The 18638-nt window shown below is 46.6% G+C and carries 17 protein-coding genes; 5 read left to right on the top strand and 12 right to left on the bottom strand.

What is annotated here, in order from left to right; all coding sequences use genetic code 11:
- Positions 1–635 (bottom strand): glycosyltransferase (locus J0895_RS20940; protein ID WP_207089932.1); only part of this gene is annotated, 635 nt, incomplete at its 3' end.
- Between the two features lie 188 nt (positions 636–823).
- On the opposite strand from J0895_RS20940, the gene J0895_RS20935 reads away from it, so the two are divergent.
- Entirely contained in the window at positions 824–1207 is a 384-nt protein-coding gene (locus J0895_RS20935; protein ID WP_207089931.1) for a DUF4346 domain-containing protein, read from the top strand.
- A 159-nt stretch (positions 1208–1366) separates the two neighbouring features.
- Here the strand turns inward: J0895_RS20935 and psb32 are convergent, their stop codons facing one another.
- Positions 1367–2095 carry a photosystem II repair protein Psb32 gene (gene psb32, locus J0895_RS20930; protein WP_207089930.1) on the bottom strand — a complete coding sequence of 243 codons (729 nt, stop codon included), beginning with the start codon at positions 2093–2095 and terminating at the stop codon, positions 1367–1369.
- Positions 2096–2252: 157 nt separating this feature from the next.
- On the opposite strand from psb32, the gene fabG reads away from it, so the two are divergent.
- Positions 2253–3020, top strand: coding sequence for a 3-oxoacyl-[acyl-carrier-protein] reductase (gene fabG / locus J0895_RS20925; RefSeq protein WP_207089929.1), 768 nt, complete (start codon positions 2253–2255; stop codon positions 3018–3020).
- A 181-nt stretch (positions 3021–3201) separates the two neighbouring features.
- Here fabG and J0895_RS20920 read toward each other — a convergent pair whose 3' ends face one another.
- Positions 3202–3507, bottom strand: coding sequence for a DUF1830 domain-containing protein (locus J0895_RS20920; RefSeq protein WP_207089928.1), 306 nt, complete (start codon positions 3505–3507; stop codon positions 3202–3204).
- A 352-nt stretch (positions 3508–3859) separates the two neighbouring features.
- On the opposite strand from J0895_RS20920, the gene J0895_RS20915 reads away from it, so the two are divergent.
- Positions 3860–4771 carry a DMT family transporter gene (locus tag J0895_RS20915; protein ID WP_207089927.1) on the top strand — a complete coding sequence of 304 codons (912 nt, stop codon included), beginning with the start codon at positions 3860–3862 and terminating at the stop codon, positions 4769–4771.
- 455 nt (positions 4772–5226) lie between these two features.
- Here the strand turns inward: J0895_RS20915 and J0895_RS20910 are convergent, their stop codons facing one another.
- Both J0895_RS20910 and purD read right to left on the bottom strand, forming a co-directional pair.
- Entirely contained in the window at positions 5227–6282 is a 1056-nt protein-coding gene (locus J0895_RS20910) for an AAA family ATPase (protein ID WP_207089926.1), read from the bottom strand.
- A 181-nt stretch (positions 6283–6463) separates the two neighbouring features.
- Entirely contained in the window at positions 6464–7753 is a 1290-nt protein-coding gene (purD, locus tag J0895_RS20905) for a phosphoribosylamine--glycine ligase (RefSeq protein WP_207089925.1), read from the bottom strand.
- Positions 7754–7888: 135 nt separating this feature from the next.
- Here purD and J0895_RS20900 point away from each other — a divergent pair, with 135 nt between their 5' ends.
- The gene (locus J0895_RS20900; protein WP_207089924.1) at positions 7889–8839 is read left to right on the top strand and encodes an NAD-dependent epimerase/dehydratase family protein; all 951 of its coding nucleotides are present in this window, start codon (positions 7889–7891) and stop codon (positions 8837–8839) included.
- 71 nt (positions 8840–8910) lie between these two features.
- Here the strand turns inward: J0895_RS20900 and J0895_RS20895 are convergent, their stop codons facing one another.
- The 5 genes from J0895_RS20895 to folK form a co-directional block, all read right to left on the bottom strand.
- A complete protein-coding gene (locus J0895_RS20895; protein WP_207089923.1) occupies positions 8911–10350 on the bottom strand; it encodes an FAD-binding domain-containing protein in 1440 nt (479 codons plus the stop codon).
- 27 nt (positions 10351–10377) lie between these two features.
- Positions 10378–10575 carry a hypothetical protein gene (locus tag J0895_RS20890; RefSeq protein WP_207089922.1) on the bottom strand — a complete coding sequence of 66 codons (198 nt, stop codon included), beginning with the start codon at positions 10573–10575 and terminating at the stop codon, positions 10378–10380.
- A gap of 101 nt (positions 10576–10676) precedes the next feature.
- Positions 10677–11228, bottom strand: coding sequence for an NUDIX hydrolase (locus J0895_RS20885; protein ID WP_207089921.1), 552 nt, complete (start codon positions 11226–11228; stop codon positions 10677–10679).
- A 177-nt stretch (positions 11229–11405) separates the two neighbouring features.
- Positions 11406–11606, bottom strand: coding sequence for a heavy-metal-associated domain-containing protein (locus J0895_RS20880; protein WP_207089920.1), 201 nt, complete (start codon positions 11604–11606; stop codon positions 11406–11408).
- A gap of 122 nt (positions 11607–11728) precedes the next feature.
- Positions 11729–12217 carry a 2-amino-4-hydroxy-6-hydroxymethyldihydropteridine diphosphokinase gene (folK, locus tag J0895_RS20875; RefSeq protein WP_207089934.1) on the bottom strand — a complete coding sequence of 163 codons (489 nt, stop codon included), beginning with the start codon at positions 12215–12217 and terminating at the stop codon, positions 11729–11731.
- A 590-nt stretch (positions 12218–12807) separates the two neighbouring features.
- Between folK and J0895_RS20870 the strand changes: the two genes are divergently transcribed.
- Positions 12808–14847, top strand: coding sequence for a WYL domain-containing protein (locus tag J0895_RS20870; RefSeq protein WP_207089919.1), 2040 nt, complete (start codon positions 12808–12810; stop codon positions 14845–14847).
- A gap of 195 nt (positions 14848–15042) precedes the next feature.
- Here J0895_RS20870 and dusA read toward each other — a convergent pair whose 3' ends face one another.
- Positions 15043–16122: a tRNA dihydrouridine(20/20a) synthase DusA gene (gene dusA / locus J0895_RS20865; RefSeq protein ID WP_340643562.1), complete on the bottom strand. Its 1080-nt coding sequence runs from the start codon at positions 16120–16122 to the stop codon at positions 15043–15045.
- Positions 16123–16240: 118 nt separating this feature from the next.
- Positions 16241–17743 (bottom strand): glycerol kinase GlpK, encoded by a 1503-nt coding sequence (gene glpK / locus J0895_RS20860; RefSeq protein WP_207089918.1) that lies wholly within the window; start codon positions 17741–17743, stop codon positions 16241–16243.
- Positions 17744–18638 lie beyond the last annotated feature (895 nt).

Below are 18638 nucleotides of genomic sequence, written 5' to 3'. Positions count from 1 at the left end.
TTCACATCCACCGCATCCTGATAAACCCGATGACCATATTGCTCAAAGCGTTCGGTTTGCGTACTGGTAATATTAACCGCTGACCGATTCATACTCAAACGTTCCGCCACCAAACGCCGAGTAAAATGAAAATGCCTGTCCATGCTTTCCATATTTTGCGGCGTCAGTTCCAGTTTGTCTATTTTTTGAGCGCCGAGGGAATGACCTGTAAAAGTGAACGGGATACCCGTGGCGGCTTCAATCAAGACACCGGCGAGACCCCCATCCCCATAGTGCGTGGTAAATATATCGGGGAATGCGCCTTCTTGTCGATAGAATTGCAGAATATTGGGAACCCATTCTTTGACCAGATGAGGCCAGAGTAGTTCTTTCCTGATAAATGCTTTTGGGCCAGCCCGAAAGCGGATAATTCGGACATTTTCCACCCCAGGATAGGAATCGAACGGTTCGGCAAACTCGGGCCAGTCAGAATCAATAATCTGGCGGGTGATAATATCAACTTTGTGACCTTGATGGGCGATCGCGATCGCCACCTGTTTCACATAAACTAACTGGCCCCCGAAATCCGGATGTTCAGTCAGGTGAGTATCTTTTGGATCGAAGTTACCCTGGGGATTGAGAAATGCAATACGCATAAGCAGATTTTTAACGAAACGACTGCCTCAAGTGTATAGGGTTGAGGTAGATTCGCCACATTCTCAATAGTAGCTGGCACCCTGAAGCATTAGCTAGTCAGTCTTTAGACCGACAATGAAAGATAATTTGGATCATGGCGATCGCGCTATTTTCGATAACCTAGAAGATAAAAGTCGCTGAATTAATTATGAATTCACTCTCATCCAAGATTTGTGACATTGATGACGAACTCTCTAAACGTGAGCTTGCTCTCGACCCTGGAGGTTATTTCATCATTTACCTCGATCGCGAGGCCGAATTAATTTGCGCCAAGCATTATACCAATGTGATTGATGATCGGGGTTTAGCCGTTGACCCGGAAACAGGAAAACCCATACCCGCCAGAGGAAAGGTCCAACGCACCCACGAAACGTTATTTTCTGGGAGTACGGCGAAGGAACTCTGCGTGAAAATTTTTGAGGAAACGGACCCTTGTTCGGTGACGATACTGGATCACGCCGCCTATCTCGGACGAGAATTCATGCGCGCTCAGATGGCCCTGGTGAGTGGGGAGGAGTATGTTCAGGACTAGGGGAAGGGAACAGTGTTGCCAGGGATAATCAACCGGGTTTTTGCCCTAGATTTGTCCCAACGCCAGTCAAGAGTTTGAAACAACGGTTGGGGATGAGCGCATTTTGGCTCAATGCACTCATCCCCAAGGCGAATCCCGAGTCAAAATTGGTGCGGTCAGTTACTGTAAAAAGCCTCCTTGATAGAAATAATAGGTTGCCATTGGGATAACCGTCGCCAGGACTAACAGGACGATCACCACCATCGTGGCATTGCCGGTATCGGTTTCTTCTGCGGTGGCAAAGGTGCGTTCGATGTTCAAGCTGGTATCGACAATCGGGGGACCGGGGTCCGGTTGACCAGAAAGGACGGCAATCATGCGATCGCTGGCATCGGTTAAGGCTTGATTATATTTATCCCCCTCTCGTAAGGGGACTTGCAGGGTTTCTTGGGCCACACTTTCGGAAATTTCAGCGGTTAAGAGAGATTTGAGGTCATCTCCAGTCCGGATGGCGGAATTATTCGTGAGGGTATCGACCACCAGCAAGGTTTGATGCGCCTCTTCTTCTGGGGTGGGAAACCATTTTTCAAAGAGTTTTTCGGTAAAACTGTCAATGGTTTCGCCGTAGTCTAGGCGGCGAATGGTGACGAGACGAACTTCGTTGCCGGTGTCTTTTTGCAGTGCATTGAGGGCTTTGCTGAGATTGCCTTCAGTGAGGCGACTGAGGACTTCAGCATCATCAATGGTCCAGGTGCGATCGCCCGCATGGAGAATCGGCATTTGATAGACCCCGGTTGCCGCAGCCGGTGCCACTGCCACCAGGGTTGCTAAGGCGATCGCCGCGATAGATAAAAGGATTCCGGTGAATCCGGCTTTCCAGGGGGTGATTCGATGAAGGATCTGTTTCATAAAAATGGGTCTTACAAACTTATTGTTTTTTCACTTTACCCCATTCACCCGGACCGATTAAACCCGATGTGAAAAAGCCAAACTCGCCGACTTGTTGCTGCCCCTAACCAGGTAAGATGGTTGAGTTCAAAATGCAGTGAAAATAAGGATACTCTCTATGGAAGCATTACCCGAACAGGTGCAACGATTGGGCGATCGCGTAGCAGTGGTGACGGGTGCTTCGCGGGGAATTGGTCGGGCGATCGCCCTCGCCCTCGCCGCCGAAGGAGCTAAAATTGCCGTTAACTATGCCAGTAATAGTACCGCCGCCGATCAACTGGTTGAGGAAATTATCGCCGCCGGTGGTCAGGCGACGGCCCTCCAAGCCGATATTAGCAAAGCTGATTCCGTCGATGCCCTGATTAAAGCCGTGACGGACCAATGGGGACGCATCGATATTTTAGTCAATAATGCCGGAATTACTCGCGACACCCTCTTGTTAAGAATGAAACCGGAAGATTGGCAAGCGGTAATTGACACTAATCTCACCGGAGTTTTTCTCTGTACTCGGGCAGTCAGCAAACTCATGCTCAAACAAAAATCCGGTCGGATTATTAATATTGCTTCCGTTGCCGGTCAAATGGGTAACCCCGGCCAAGCCAACTACAGTGCAGCAAAAGCCGGGGTGATTGGCTTTACTAAAACTGTTGCCAAAGAACTCGCTTCTCGGGGGATTACGGTCAATGCAGTTGCCCCCGGATTCATCGCCACCGATATGACAAAAGACCTCAAAGGTGGGGAAGAAATCCTCAAATTTATTCCCCTCGGTCGTTATGGAAAACCTGAAGAAGTGGCGGGTTTAGTTCGGTTCCTCGCAGCGGACCCGGCTGCTGCTTACATCACCGGGCAAACGATGAATGTCGATGGGGGAATGGTGATGGCTTAAGCGACCATCCACCGGGTAAAACTGGCCTGCAAAAGTGCCTTTTTTCTTCTTCAAGTTAAAGCGGGTTTAAACGGCCTTTCCATTCGTCAATAAATTAGCCTTTGCCAACTTTTTCGGCAAAGGCTCAGGGGTGGGGAGAACAGTACGGATTCTCTCATCGTACTGGGTCTAACCCAATTTTTTAAGAGGCTAGGGATTCACTATAAGAACAAGATTCGGATACATGAACCTGCAAGCGATCGCAAGCAATGCGTTCTGGCCTCCCGTTCAAGCCATTTTGACCCGTTGTAATTTCTAATTGAGCCTCGGGAACAGCGGTAAACATCAACCGTTCTTGAGGAAATAGAACCCGTTCTAATTCAAAATCTTGTGAATTAATCAGTTTGATAATTTGAAGATAAGGGGTCGAATTACTATGGAAACACAAAATATGTTGAAACGTATCGTCGGTTTTAACTTGTTCTTCCAGGCTTGAATTTAATCTCATTGTTAAGATTCAAAAATGTTAAGTGGATTAGTGCTTAATTTTGATATTTGCCCTTGCTTTTTGCTTTTTATCTTTAATATGAGTAGCAACGGGCAAAATCATACTTTAACTTATATCACTTATAAAAGACTTTTATATCTATCTTTAGTTAGATTAAGGGATTGTAGTGTGACTTAAGTATATCCCCGGATATAGAGGGCCATGTTAACGGTTGAGGTGATGATAAATACAACCCCGTCCGGACTGGCCGATTCCCGCTATCCGTACAAGGAGCAATTTATTGGCTGCCCGCCTACGGATTGGGTTCCATCTGTTCAATTTCCGGAAGTCTTGCCAGTACAGGAAGTGAAGAATGAAACCGGACCCCTGGACCATTGCTTTAATTTTAGGAGTAGGTATTTTCGCTCTATCTACTGGGGCGATTTTAATCCGATTGGCATTTCAGGCGGCAGGAGTGCAAGGGGTGGGATTTAGCCTGATTTTAGCGGCCTCTCGGTTGAGTTTAGCGGCCCTGCTACTGCTACCAGCCTGGAGAAACATCAAACCGCAACCCCTACAATCTGGGGCAGTTATTTATGCTGGGGTTGCCGGGGGATTTCTTGCCCTTCATTTTGCCACTTGGATTACGTCCTTATCCTATACTTCGATTGCTGCGTCTACGGCAATTGTCACGACCAATCCCGTGTGGATTGCCATGTTTTCCTTAAGGTTTGGAGAAAAGCCAAAACCTCAGACTTTAGTGGGAATTACCCTAGCATTAATTGGGGGATTAGCAATCGGTTTGGGGGGTACAGAATCGAGTGCGATCGCCAGTCATCCACTGCTGGGAAATAGTTTAGCTTTGATTGGTTCCTGGGCAATTAGCGGATATTTATTATTAGGAAGAGAGGCACAACGTCGGGGAATGGGAATTGGCAGTTATGCGGCGATCGCCTATAGTAGTGCGGCCCTAGTTCTGTTGCCATTACCGCTGTTATGGGGGACAAGTTATGTGGGGTATCCCCCATCGGTTTATGGGTATGTTTTGTTGATGGCGATCGGACCCCAACTAATTGGACATACGAGCTTTAACTGGGCATTGCGTTGGATTTCCCCAACTTTGGTCACCTTAGTTATCCTATTTGAACCTGTGGGTGCGAGTATTTTAGGCTATTTTATCTTTGGAGAACTGCCCGGAATGGGGGTCATCGGCGGGGCGATCGTCTTGCTCATCGGAGTGGCGATCGCCGCCCTTGCCACTCGACCCATTCCCGCCAAATCATAACCCTTGAACCTTTAGGATAATTGCATCTTAATAGAGGTTTAAAAAAGGGGGAAATTATTCAAAAGCCATAACTAAATTTTCATTCTTAATCCGCAATAAAAATCTGATGATGTGCCGCATCATTTTACTATCCAGGGTAAACCTTGCATCTGAGTAGACTCGACCACCTTTGGGTGCGGATCAATCGGCTTGATTAGAGTTCTGAGTTTTAGCTGAACCTTTGAAGGGTCAATCGCACGGGGAAATATAGCAGTCCTAAATGATTTATGCCCTCTCTTGCTCCCCTCTCCCCCTTTGGGAGAGGGGTTGGGGGTGAGGGCATTCCACAACTGATAAAGGATCTGCTATAGACCACATCCTAGAGAACTGATTCCGATAAAACGTCCATTCATCGTACTTGCTCACTTCCCAAGAGTCGGGAAAACTAAAGGTTAAACTATCAACCTGGATGTCCATCATCCTGAAATTCCGCTTTGAATAAACCGATCAGATTGGGCAAGCTCTTCATCCAGGGTAGTAATCTCTCCAATCTCATCAATGGCATCCCCTTGTCTAACTAAAACGCTGTCACCTGAAAAGTGTAAACCAAAGAATCGTGCAGAGAATGGAGCATTTTTCTCGTCAGTTATGAGAATTTCTAGCTCACGCAGCAAAAATAAGTTATGAGTGGCTATAAAGACTTGAATCCCGGCTTGACTCAAACTGATAATGCTCCGAGCGACCTGTTTAATCAACAGCGGATTAAGATTCGCTTCTGGCTCATCCCAAAATAAAAATCCTCGGTCTAATAACACCCCAGTTGCGATTAAACGGGCTAACATGGCTAATTTGCGCTGGCCTTCAGCCACCAGTGGCATCTCGAATCTACCCCTTTCACTGGTTAAATAAAAACGGCCATTTTTATCGAGGATGATTGCCCCTCCCATTGCTGACTCAAGGGGTGCTAACAAGTCTTGAATTCTTTTCTCCTTGGGGCCCCGTTGTAAAGGAGCGCCAAGAAGTAGGCAAGTGTCTCGCCAAGTTTCTTCAAATTCTAGATAATGACCTTCATACAGGGAGACAAAATTTGGAAAAATTGTTAACAAATCACGGGTTGGGAGATAAACTGATGCGATGTCTAGCCAAGATTCGGGAACCTTTTCTAGTAAGACTTCTGTTTTACTATTGGTGGAAAAACTAAAGGCAAAATCGAACTGAGGATTTTCAAAAATCAGTTGGATATCGCATCTCTCCCGCCCTTGTTTGCGCCTAGCCAGCCGTCCCAAAGATTCGGGCCGAAAAACATTGACGAGCTTTTCTGCTAAACGGCTTTGCATCAAAGTCTTGGTCGGTGTAGTATGAGAGGGTTTTCTTCCTTCTTCCCAACTGGTAGCCAGTGCAGAATAAATTATTTTGAGAAGATGGGTTTTTCCAGTTCCATTCTCACCAATGATGACATTAAGTTGTTTGGAAAAATCAAGATTGCTCTCTGGAAAAACCGTCAAGTTTTTGATGTTTAAACTATTTAACATAAATTACTCCTCAACGAATTCCATCCCCTCAGATAGGCTTTTGGAAATTAGAAGCAAAAATTTGGTTCGTGATTCCCTTAATATTTATACTAGCACAACCAAAGACTTTCTAATAAACAGTACCTTCCTCTACGGATGTCGCATTAACAAACGTAGAGGAAGGCAATGCTACGCCTGAAATTTAAGCAATTTGGGACCGGACGCGATGGCCGATGTCCCGGCGATAGTAGGACCCGTCGAAGTGGATTTGTTCAACGGCTTGATAGGCCCTGGCAAAGGCATCGTCAAAGTCTGTGCCTGTGGCGGTGACGCCGAGGACTCGTCCTCCGTTGGTGAGCACTTGTCCGTTTTGGAGTTTGGTTCCGGCATGGAAGGTGACTGCCCCGATCGCCTCCGCTTGCTCTAATCCGCTAATTACATTCCCGGTTTTATAGTCTCCCGGATATCCTCCGGCAGCCATGACGACACAGGCGGAGGCTCCATTTTTCCAGCGCAGGGGAGGGAGTTCTGCTAGGGTTTGGTTGACGCAGGCGAGGAGAATTTCGTCGAGGGGGGTTTCTAAGAGGGGCAAAATGGCCTGGGTTTCGGGGTCCCCAAAGCGGCAGTTAAATTCCAGCACTTTGATGTCACCTGCGGGGGAAATCATCAGTCCGGCATAGAGGACGCCGCGATAGTGGATGTGGCGATCGCGCAAACTGGCGATCGCCGGTTCCAATACCTCCCTCTGCACCCGTTCCATCATCTCCGGGGTGACCAAGGGGGCTGGTGCATAGACTCCCATGCCGCCCGTATTCGGCCCCGTATCCCCCTCTCCCACGGCTTTATGATCCTGGGCCGGAAGCAAGGGACGCACGGTTAATCCATCGGTAATGGCTAATACGGAGGCTTCTTGACCAATCAAGCATTCTTCAATCACGATGCATTCACCGGATAGGCCAAATTTGCCCCCAAAGGATTCGGCGATCGCCGCTTTGGCTTCTTCCACCGTTGCCGCCACTGTCACCCCTTTCCCAGCAGCTAATCCATCGGCTTTGACCACAATTGGCGCACCCTGTTCTTCCACATAAGCCACTGCCTGAGAGATTTCTTCATCGGTGAACGCCTGCGATCGCGCTGTGGGAATGCCCACATCTTTCATAAATGCTTTTGCCCAAGATTTGCTCGCTTCCAGTTGAGCACCCGATTGAGAAGGACCAAATACGGGGATTTTTTCCTGGTGTAAGTAGTCAGCCAATCCCATCGCTAATGGCACTTCTGGACCAATCACGACTAACCCGATTTCATGGGTTTTGACCGCCTCTTTGATACCATAAAAATCGGTTGCTGTCAAGGATAAATTTTGGCAGTTTTCCAAAATTGCGGTGCCTCCATTTCCCGGCACACAAAATACCCCCTCAACCGTTTTAGACTCCAACAGTTTCCAAGCAAGGGCGTGTTCGCGGCCCCCATTTCCCACAACTAAAACCTTCACTGTTCCCTCGTTTAGCACTTAACTTGATCTCTGAGTCAGCCATAATGGTGACCCAATCGATTTTATGCTAGAACGGGATAGATTCTTTCGGGTGATTTCCATTAATTTCTCTTTAACTGTACCTACGGTGAATTTATGACGACAAATATTGTGACTGGTGTTGGGGGTTTTGTTGGTTCTCATTTAGCAGAAGCACTGCTCGATCGCGGGGAACGGGTGATTGGCATTGACCAATTCAACGATTACTACGACCCTCGCTTAAAACGCCAGAATATTGCTTCATTTTCAACCCATCCCGCCTTTCAACTGATTGAAGCGGATATCCAGTCGTTAGAGTGGCGATCGCTGCTTGCCGATGTGGATTTCATCTATCATCAAGCGGCACAAGCTGGGGTCCGCGCCAGTTGGGGAGATGGGTTTCGCGCTTACACCGAACGCAATCTCAACGCCACCCAAATCATGCTAGAGGCAGCGAAGGATGCCAAGCAACTCCAGCGGTTTGTTTTTGCCTCCTCTTCCTCGGTGTATGGCAATGCAGAAACCATGCCGACAAGTGAAGCAATTTGTCCTGCACCTGTGTCCCCTTATGGGATTACCAAACTGGCATCAGAACAATTATGTGTGCTATATCACCGTAACTTTGGGGTGCCGGTAGTGGGGTTGCGTTATTTTACCGTTTATGGTCCTCGTCAGCGTCCGGATATGGCGTTTCATAAGTTTTTTAAAGCGGCATTAATTGATGAGGCGATCGCCATTTATGGGGATGGACAGCAAACCCGAGATTTTACTTATGTTAGTGATGCAGTTGCTGCCAATTTAGCCTCAGCAAGCTCTAAAGAAGCTACTGGGGAAGTGTTCAATATTGGTGGCGGTTCTCGGGTCTCTCTAGCTCATGTTATTGATACCATTGAAGAGGTGATTGGACATCCCATTCGTCGCAGCTATGTCGAGTCTGCGATCGGGGATGCACGTCACACCAGTGCGGATGTTTCTAAAGCACAGCGTCTCATTGGATATCAGGCGCAAGTTCCTCTCAAAGAGGGATTAACCCGTGAATGGGAGTGGATTCAATCCCTTTATCAGTAAGGGATTTTGGTTGAACGACTTCAGTCGTTACTACGAACTTAAGAAACGACTGAAGTCGTGACGTTGAACTTTTACATTTCCATCAAGGCTTTTTGTTGTTGATATAAGGCTTTAAATCGACGCTGCTGCTCATTGTGATTGACAATGGGTGCAGGATATCCACAGGATTTCCGTTCCAGTGGGAGAATTTTCCCCGAAATTAATGCTTCTGTCTCGATTGAGCGCAACTCGGATACCCACTCGCGAATGTAGTCTCCCTCGGGGTCAAATTTCTGGGTTTGGGTTGTTGGATTAAAAATTCGTAGGGGTTTGGGGTCCATGCCACTGGAGGCACTCCATTGCCAGCCGCCATTGTTTGCAGCGAGGTCTCCATCATATAATTTTTGCATGAAATATTGTTCTCCCCACTGCCAATTTATAATCAAATCTTTGGTGAGAAAACTGGCGACAATCATCCGACAACGGTTGTGCATCCAGCCGGTTTCATTCAGTTGGCGCATGGCAGCATCGACGATGGGATAACCCGTTTTTCCTTCACACCACGCTTGAAATAGTTGTTCGTTATTCTCCCAGGGAAAGTCTCTCCAATTGTCTCGATAAGGTCCTGTTGCGAGTGCGGGAAAATGATAGAGAGCTTGTTGATAAAATTCGCGCCATGCGAGTTCTTGTTGCCAGGTTTGGACGCCTTTGCGGGTTTCGTCGCTACGGCATTGTTCAGAGGCGCGGAGGGTGGCATTCCAGACGGTACGAATGCCAATTACTCCAAATTTGAGGGCGGCACTTAACAGAGATGTTCCAGGATTGGCGGGGAAATTCCGTTGTTCGTCGTAGTCGTAAATGGTGCGATCGCAAAATTCTGCGAGTTGCGATCGCGCGGCAGTTTCTCCCGGTTCCAGCATCAGAGGATTGTCCCAAACTAATCCTAAATCCTTAAGGGTAGGTAAGGCGACTACACCGACATTTTTAGCCTGTTCTTGTTCTTCTTGTGTGAGGGATATGGCTTTTTCTAAGCTAGGCAGGGGTTCGGCTTTGGTTTGGCGAATCCAGTTTTTCCAAAAGGGCGTATAAACGGTGTAGGGATTGCCGGTATTACTACAAATTTCTCCGGGAAAATGTAGAAGTTGGTCCCAAAAGGTTTCAACGGAAATTCCCTGTTCTTTCAGGGCTTCTCGGACTGCTTTATCTCGGTCCTGGGAATAAGGTTCTACGTCTAAATTCCAATAGACAAATTGCGCTGATAAGGCAGTGGCTAATCGGGCGATCGCCTGTCTGGGTTCATCAAAGAGGATGAACAATTGACTGCCAATTTTAGCATAGTTTTCCTGAAGTTCAGCCAAACAACCCAGCAGATATTTAACCCGGGCGGGTGCAATATCTGCGCCGTTTAAAATATTAGGGTCTAGGCAAAATACTCCCACGATTTTTCGGCTTTTCTCAAAGGCAGCAGCCAATCCGATATTATCGGTTATTCTTAAATCGCGGCGATGCCAAAATAGAATCAATTCGGACATGATTATTCCTGATTTTTATACGGTGTTTTAACTATTGATTTGAGTTGCTTTTAAACTCATTAATTTTTGGTCTAATTCAATGAGATAATCTTTTCCGTAGGTCTGATTTTCTAAGGTATCGATGAGGGTTTGGGGAAGGTCATGAGTAATTTCTGGACTATTGGAGGCAGCGGCAAGGGCGATCGCCGCGACGGTATCCACATCTCCAGTAAAGGCGCGATGCAATCTTGCAGCAGTTCACTCAGGGAATGATTAAGAGCATTTTTCTCCTCTTTTAAACCCTGAACGAGACAGGGAATTTTCCTGTCTTGTTTTAATATTTTCCCCTAAAAATTCAACATCCGCTGTGCCAGAAAAAAGCTAGAAATTGATTTAGAATCGACTACTTCCCCATTTAAAATTGCCAGTTCAAAATCGTGAGGTGTCATTAAAACGGTTTGGATATCTTCATCCTCATCCAATTGTTGTGGCGTGGTCAATTTTTCTAAATCTTGGGCTAAAAACGCATAAATGACTTCATCAGAATACCCCGGTGCAAGGAAAAACTGCCCTAATTTTTGCCATTGATGAGCACGGTATCCGGTTTCTTCTTCTATTTCCCGTTGGATAGTTTGAATGGGTTCTTCATCATGTTCAACGGTTCCGGCTGGAAATTCTAATAATCGTCCTTGGACAGCAAAACGATATTGTTCAACTAAAACGAGTCGTCCATCGGCGGTAACGGGGATGCAGAGTGCGCCGCCGGGGTGTCGAATGCATTCCCATTCCCCTTCAGCACCATTGGGAAGGCGTAAACGGTTGACATCAAAGCCAAATTTTCGACCGGAATAGGAGAGACGATGTTGGATCAGGATGGGAGGTTCTTGACCGAATACCATAGTTGTTTAGAACGGCGATCGCTGAATGTGCAGATAAACGATGAAACAGAGGAATTCGAGACAATTCCCCGGAAACTTAAACAGACTTAATCCAACCCGGGCGGTGCGTTTAGCTGCCGCTGTAACGCACCGATTTTAGGGGAAATTCCAATTTCTTAATTTGGGGTAATTATGAGGTTAATCCTCCTTTACCTCAAAACCAACTGCTGTAATGGCTTGTTTGAAGGATGATTCGGAAGCGGCGGAATCTAGGGTCACCGTTTTGTTTTTTAAATCTATATCAACTTTAGCATCAGAATCAACAGTTTTAATCGCGCCTGTTATCTTTTCAGCACAGCTTTCACAGACCATTGATGGAACTTTTAGTTTTAGTGACATTGTTAAACCTCGTTTACTTTACTGCTTCCTATTGTGACGGGAAAGGCTTGATTTTGCTATCTCCCCTCTGGCAGATTTATGGGAATTAACTCCTGATCCCATCTATTCATGGAATAGATTTATCAATTGTACAGGGTTTGTACCCCCCTGATGTCTATTCGTTGCAGAAGTTGACCGATCGCCTCGCCGGATACTGGATCCACCCAGTCCGGGGCGATTTCGGCTAAAGGCACTAGGACAAATGCTCGTTCTCTCATCCGAGGATGTGGCACTTCCAAGGTGGGTGTTGCCACAATTGTCTTGTCATAGAAGAGTAAGTCTAGGTCCAGGGTTCTAGGTCCCCACCGTTCCCAGCGTATCCGTCCGAATAGGTTTTCAATCTCTAATAAACGTGCCAATAACTGGTGGGGGGTGAGTTGGACTTGCACTAAAGCACAGCCATTGAGATAATCAGGTTGCGGAGGGCCTATCGGTGCCGTTTGATACCACCGGGAAGTTTGCTGTACCGATATCCCTGGGGTGGCATCTAAATGAGCGATCGCCGCTGCCAAAATCCTGGGAGAGTCACCCAGATTGCTTCCCAGTGCGATCGCTGCGATCGCTGATGTCATGGTTTCACAGAGTGGGGGAGAGTCGGCATACACAAACCGTTTACGAGTTCTTAACAGTTACCCGGTTATTTTACCGGCTAAATTCATTCCGATTACAGCTAAAACCCAGAAAATTTATCTCTGGGTTTGGCTGAAAGCCCTGTTTAGCAGTTGGTGTTCTCAGTTCTCAAGGCTCTAATATCATCCCGCTTTCACCCGTTTATCGTCATAATTTTACCTGATTAATTTTTGGAAATAGAATTTAATTTGTTCTGCAAAAACCGATTTAAGTTAGTAAGTTTTAAGATAAAATTAAACCTCATGAAATCAAAAAATCAGGTTAAAAAATTACAGTTTAGGCTCATTTTAATGTGGATTTTTACAGAAAATTTATGGATAATTCGGGTCTGGGAAACAAAAAGTGGCCGAGTTTAGGTCAATCGATTTAAGATTGGATGCCTTAAAGTAGGAGGAAAAAGGGGATAACCTGGGTCCCTCAAAGAAAAAATCAAACGGTTAACGTTAAAGAAGTCCAGTAATTATGTTATCAATCCTAGGGAGCGAAGTTTAAAATTTAGCCCCTAAAATAGTATCAGTTCCATGACCCCACTATGCAACCGCCGCTAATCTGCCACTTTTTGATTGGGATCCCTGGTTGTGGCAAATCTAGCTTTGCCACAATGCTGACAAAACTAACGGAGGGACGGATCGTTTCGACGGATGGGATCCGCAAATCCCTCTATGGGGATGAACGGATCCAGGGAAACTGGGAAGCGATTGAACAAGAGGCGATCGCTCAGATTCAAGCTGCGATCGCGGTAGGAGACAGCGTAATCTATGACGCCACCAATGCCAAACGGGGATGGCGGATGAGTTTGCTGTGGAAATTGCGGCAGTTTGAAGTCCTCTGGATGGGGTGGCAGTTCGTGACGCCTTTAGCAACCTGCAAACGATGGAACCAAACTCGCAGTCGCCAGGTGCCAGAGGGGGTCCTTGAGTCCATGTCGCGATCGCTGTATCAGTTTCCTCCTCTGCTGGCAGAAGGATTTGCCGCATTGTATCGAGTCAACCCAGAACAAGGGTTTCAGGAGGCACATATCCAACAAAAAATCCAACGCCTGCGCGATCGCCTCGGGGGAGAACCCAGATACTCCTGTTCTCAACCCAGATACCATCGGTATTCCCAATTGCAGGATTTTGATCGCCTCATGCACTTAATTTCCCTGATTTTGCGCTATCCGGGAATCGGCAACTTGCAAAACACTGCGCCATCGGTTTTAGAAACCCTGTTTGACCCTCTCCCCAAATTCACCAGCGCCATCGAAGAAGTCAGCGCCATCATGGGAAAATTAGCAGGAGAACTCTATGCTGACTCTGTTGCCTTGGCATCCGATCTCGAATGGTTGGAAAAGAATCATCTAATTGGAACTGGCGGATTTTGGACTGGCAATTTTCCACCCATTCAAGTGGAACCGCTGGAAAATTTGGCCGTTTTCCCCCATCCTTACTCGGCGATCGCACCGTTTAAAAGAGTTCTGGCAACCATTCACTTTCTGATTCATCATCCCGTTTTTCGCGAACCGGGACCCGCGAATTTTCAGGCATTGGCGATCGCACTTCAGAAACAAGGAATTATTTCTAAAACCGGAGATAATCACCTCCGAAAAGATATAGATCGCGTCCTCAAACCCTATAAAATTTTATCAGAATTGCCCTTGAAACCCGGTTATTTTGCAGGAACAGCGATTTTTTCACCCACGGAATTAAAGCAAATCTATTGGTTGCTACAGTCTCAGGAATGCTATCTCGCCGACCCCCGCGCGCGCTCCATTTCTCACCAGTTAAAAGACCGCATGGCACTGACGGAGTTAAATGGTCACGGTTCTGATGCTTATCCCATCCGGGAAATCGCCCATTATAATGCCCGAGATTTTCCCTTTATTCCTAGAATCGAGGCGGCGATCGCTCAGGGAACCTTACTAGAGATTAAACGAATTCCCGGGTTTAAAGACTTATCAAAAAATACCGAACATTTCTTTTTAGCTTGGCCATTAAAAATTATATTTTATGGAGGTTCCTGGTATCTAGGTTATGAATGCGAAGGCGGCAAAGACCCGGGATTATTTCGCTTGGAACGATTGGACCGATTGCGGGTAAATCAAGAAATGGAAACCTCCCGCAGTTCAGAAAATCAGGAAAAATCGGCACGACAATTAGAAACCCTTTACCAAGAAAGTGCAGGCATATTTTTAGGAACCAGTACCACCCAACAGAGCCGTTTCCTCAGTTCCAATCCCGAAAACCGCAAGCAAGTCGAGTTAATAGTGGAACTCTGGTTTACGGATAAATCTTTTCGGTTTATCCGAGAAGAAATCAAGCATTTACCTACCCATAATCTTACCATTTCTGAACCTTTTTTTCTTCAGGAAGACGATAAAATTTCCCCCCTTTACTTACCTACTTCCCCTGACCCAGAGTTTCCCAATCGCCTCCAAATCAAGGTTCCAAAATGGTCGTTAAATGATGTAACTTTTTTGCGGTGGATTGTGGGATTTGATGGCAATCTAAAGATTCACACTCCGCCGGAATTAGTCAAGAAAATTAAAAAAATCGGCCAAGAAATTGTAAGGGTTTATCACCGCAAATTGTGATAAATTTGGAGGACCTAAACCCTCAAGCCATTTCCTACCTTTCCCCGGTTCTACCCCTACGAGGGTATAGCGCGTCTTGCCTGCCGTTTATCATAAAAAAAGCGAGCCAGATGCTCGCACTCCTCTTTTTTTATTGAGGGAAACGGGAGTCATGCAGACTTGAGGATTTGGCGTTCCCTTGATTCTCATTCCTAGCTATTCCGGGACTTTGGCTAAAGCAGCACGAATCACATCGGATCCGGCACCGGGAAGATAAGCATTCTCGCTAATATGTCGTTTCCATGCCCGACTTCCGGGTTGTCCCGTGAAAAGTTGCAGGAAATGTCGGCTAATTTGATTCAAATTGGAATCTTGAGTTAACCAATGGTCAATATAAGGTAACATCGCTTCGACGACTTGCTGCCGAGAAAGGGGGGGGATTTCTTCCCCAAAAATGTCCCGATCGCAGTTAGCAAATAAATAGGGATTATCATAAGCAGCCCTGCCAATCATCACCGCATCAACCTGCGGCAAATGTTCTTGCACTTGTTCCATTGTAGTGATTCCACCATTGATTTCAATCCACAATTCAGGAAACTCCTGTTTTAACTGATAAACATCTTCATATCGCAGGGGGGGAATGGTGCGATTTTCCTTGGGATTTAACCCCGAAAGCCATGCTTTGCGAGCGTGTACGGTAAATCTACGACATCCAGATTCGGAGATAATCCTCACAAATTCTCTCATATCTTCATAGCGATCGCAATCGTCAATTCCGATGCGATGCTTCACCGTTACCGGCAATTTTGTCACCCGTTGCATCGCCTCTATTCCCCGCGCCACTCGTTCCGGTTGCGCCATTAAACAAGCCCCAAAGTTACCATTTTGAACGCGACTACTGGGACATCCCACGTTCAAATTAATCTCGTCATAACCGAAGTCTTCAGCAATGCGAGTACATTCGGCCAATTCCTGGGGATCATCGCCACCGAGTTGCAGTGACAGGGGGTTTTCTTCGGGGGAAAATCCCAGCAATTTTTGGCGATCGCCATGAATAATTGCTGCTGTAGTAATCATTTCCGTATAGAGTAAGGTGCGCTTGGTAATCAGGCGCATAAAGTAGCGATAATGGCGATCGGTCCGATCCATCATCGGTGCCACACTCAAGGGCAAACCGGGTTCAGAATGCCTTGATACGGACTCCTGAACTTGGGAAAAAACCTGCGTGTTGATAAGATTCATGTTTTCGGCGATCGCAGCAATATGATAGAAATAAACGGGTCGGAGTGCGAGCATATTGCTCGCTCTTGATAATAGCGAGCAATATGCTCGCACTCCTTATAGCCTCTTTACCTCATGAGTCCGGTAACTGCTATAAACCTCATTTCCTTATCTTACCCCATCAATCCTATTCTCAATCTACCCAATTTTTAGCCCGACTTACAGCCTTTTGCCATTGAGCAAAATGAGTGGCTGTGGTAATTGTTCCCTCTCCAGGTTCAAAGCATCGATCCAGGGTGCGAGTTTGAACTAGGGTGCGATAATCGGTCCAGAAACCCACCGCTAAACCAGCAGCAAAGGCGGCACCTTGAACGGTAGCATTGAGGATTGTAGGACGTTCGAGGGGAATGTTCAGGACATCGGCTTGAAATTGCATGAGAAAATCATTTTCGCAAGCACCGCCATCGACTTTTAAGCGTTGCACTGGGGTGTCACTATCTTGATTGATGGCATCAACGACTTCTTTGACTTGATAGGCGATCGCTTCTAAGACAGCGCGAACTAGATGTGCACGGGTTACTCCAGCGGTGAGTCCAAAAAATGCCCCCCTTGCACTCATATCCCAATGGGGTGCACCGAGTCCACTCAAAGCGGGGACGAAATAGACCCCATTACTATCAGGAACTGAACGGGCGATCGCCTCGGTTTCTCCTGCGGAATTAATCAGATTTAATCCATCTCGCAACCACTGCACAGCACGTCCCGTGGTAAACATTGCTCCTTCTAAGGCATAATTAACCTGATTGCCATTAGTCCAGGCAACGGTAGAGAGTAGTTGATGCTGCGATCGCACTAATTCCTGACCCGTTTGAGCAATCAAAAAACAGCCAGTTCCGTAAGTACATTTAACCAAACCTGGGCGATCGCATCCGTGGGCGAATAATGCCGCCTGCTGATCTCCTAAAATAGCCATGATCGGGACAGAAAACCCCAGGATATCTGGATCCGTTTCGCCAAAATAGCCGAAACTGTCGCGAATTTCGGGCATGATTTCTGGGGGAATTCCGAATAAATTTAAGAGGATTGGGTCCCAATTTAAGGTTTCTAAATTCATCAACAGAGTGCGACTGGCATTACTGCGATCGGTGGCATGAACCTTGGACCCGGTTAGTTTCCAAAGTATCCAAGTATCGATGGTTCCGGCGAGAATATTGTTCGGATGAATATCCGGTCGATTGTCTTTGACCCATTTTAATAACCAGGCGAGTTTAGTGGCAGAAAAATAGGCATCCAAAACTAATCCCGTGCGATTTTGAATTTCAGAAGCATGACCCTTTTCGGTCAACTCACGGCAGAGGGGAGCAGTGCGGCGATCGAGCCAGACAATTGCCGGATGTAAGGGTTTTCCTGTGGTTTTATCCCACAACAAACAGGTTTCTCGCTGGACGGTTAGACCGATCGCGGCAATTTCAGAACCCGAAATTCCCCGGTTTTGCAAGACCTGTTTAATGCAATGGTAGGTATCGTTCCAGATGGCGACTGGATCATGTTCTACCCAACCTGGTTGCGGATAAAATTGCGTTAATTCTTGATAATGTTGGGAAATTAATTGACCCTCGTAATTAAATAAAATCGCTCGATTTCCTGTCGTGCCAAGGTCAAGTCCTAAAATTATGTTCGAGGTAGGTTTTTTCATAAAATATGGGGGTAAATGAAAGATTTGGAGGGAGTGATGATTAGGGAAATTAGGTTAAGTTAGCATTTGAGTCCTGAATTGCTATCAATCAGTTTACTCCACTGCCCCCTTTAACTTTCCCTCCATTCACGAGTGAGCCTAAATTTTCAGAGAGAAGCCTCTGATGATTACTTATCGTTCCAATAAAGATTAAATATTTGCTTTTCTTACACTGACTGAAATATAATTGTTCAAGGCAAACAGATTAATTCTTTTAAATATAGCGGTTCCCGGACTCATTCGCGTACTTTTCAAAGCCCCCTTCGACCCTTCGGCGGGGCTCAGGGCTCAGGACAGGCCTCTCCCGTCCTGAGCCCTGAGCCCTGAGCCCTGAGCCCTGAGCCCTGAGCCCTGAGCCCTGAGCCAGTCGAAGGGTCGAAGGGTCGAAGGGTCGAAGGGGGTTTGGGGTGAGGGCTGTACCTTATGGATATGAGAAACGCTATATCCAGTCCTGTGGGCCTCAATGTCAAGCCCCTAAAGACTCCGTATAATCACGGAAAATTATAAAATACTTGGAAATTTTATAAAAATTTAATAAAGTAGAGAATGCTCACGCACTACTAACCCGATTCACAAAGTTTTTTGTGAAGACAGATGCCGGTTCCATTCTGGAATTCAAGGCAGTTGGCAGTTAAGCAGCGCCTAAGTCAGCGTTGAGATCGTTGAGGAGGGAGACCTCTTCATCACCATTACGTAGAGACCCTTACCCCCAAAAAACACAAGAGAAACACGGTAGGGCTGGTAGCCTCGCGTCTTTAGACCGAGGTGGAAAGCCCACACGAGCGGTTTTAACCGCCTACACGACTTGATATAATCGCATCTGTCGGGTGAATCTCAACAAATAAGTGAATGTGAT

The sequence above is a fragment of the Phormidium pseudopriestleyi FRX01 genome (assembly GCF_017313335.1).
GTDB lineage: Bacteria > Cyanobacteriota > Cyanobacteriia > Cyanobacteriales > Laspinemataceae > Laspinema > Laspinema pseudopriestleyi.
Note: the sequence above shows the minus strand (reverse complement) of the source record. Positions and strands in the feature narration are given on the sequence as shown.

What these genes read in the sequence shown, in the direction of transcription:
- J0895_RS20895 (WP_207089923.1), bottom strand. Translation starts at nt 10,350, where the DNA reads ATGTCCGAATTGATTCTATTTTGGCATCGCCGCGATTTAAGAATAACC.
- J0895_RS20885 (WP_207089921.1), bottom strand. Translation starts at nt 11,228, where the DNA reads ATGGTATTCGGTCAAGAACCTCCCATCCTGATCCAACATCGTCTCTCC.
- folK (WP_207089934.1), bottom strand. Translation starts at nt 12,217, where the DNA reads ATGACATCAGCGATCGCAGCGATCGCACTGGGAAGCAATCTGGGTGAC.
- J0895_RS20880 (WP_207089920.1), bottom strand. Translation starts at nt 11,606, where the DNA reads ATGTCACTAAAACTAAAAGTTCCATCAATGGTCTGTGAAAGCTGTGCT.
- J0895_RS20935 (WP_207089931.1), top strand. Translation starts at nt 824, where the DNA reads ATGAATTCACTCTCATCCAAGATTTGTGACATTGATGACGAACTCTCT.
- J0895_RS20920 (WP_207089928.1), bottom strand. Translation starts at nt 3,507, where the DNA reads ATGAGATTAAATTCAAGCCTGGAAGAACAAGTTAAAACCGACGATACG.
- J0895_RS20915 (WP_207089927.1), top strand. Translation starts at nt 3,860, where the DNA reads ATGAAACCGGACCCCTGGACCATTGCTTTAATTTTAGGAGTAGGTATT.
- psb32 (WP_207089930.1), bottom strand. Translation starts at nt 2,095, where the DNA reads ATGAAACAGATCCTTCATCGAATCACCCCCTGGAAAGCCGGATTCACC.
- J0895_RS20910 (WP_207089926.1), bottom strand. Translation starts at nt 6,282, where the DNA reads ATGTTAAATAGTTTAAACATCAAAAACTTGACGGTTTTTCCAGAGAGC.
- J0895_RS20870 (WP_207089919.1), top strand. Translation starts at nt 12,808, where the DNA reads ATGCAACCGCCGCTAATCTGCCACTTTTTGATTGGGATCCCTGGTTGT.
- fabG (WP_207089929.1), top strand. Translation starts at nt 2,253, where the DNA reads ATGGAAGCATTACCCGAACAGGTGCAACGATTGGGCGATCGCGTAGCA.
- glpK (WP_207089918.1), bottom strand. Translation starts at nt 17,743, where the DNA reads ATGAAAAAACCTACCTCGAACATAATTTTAGGACTTGACCTTGGCACG.
- dusA (WP_340643562.1), bottom strand. Translation starts at nt 16,122, where the DNA reads ATGCTCGCACTCCGACCCGTTTATTTCTATCATATTGCTGCGATCGCC.
- J0895_RS20900 (WP_207089924.1), top strand. Translation starts at nt 7,889, where the DNA reads ATGACGACAAATATTGTGACTGGTGTTGGGGGTTTTGTTGGTTCTCAT.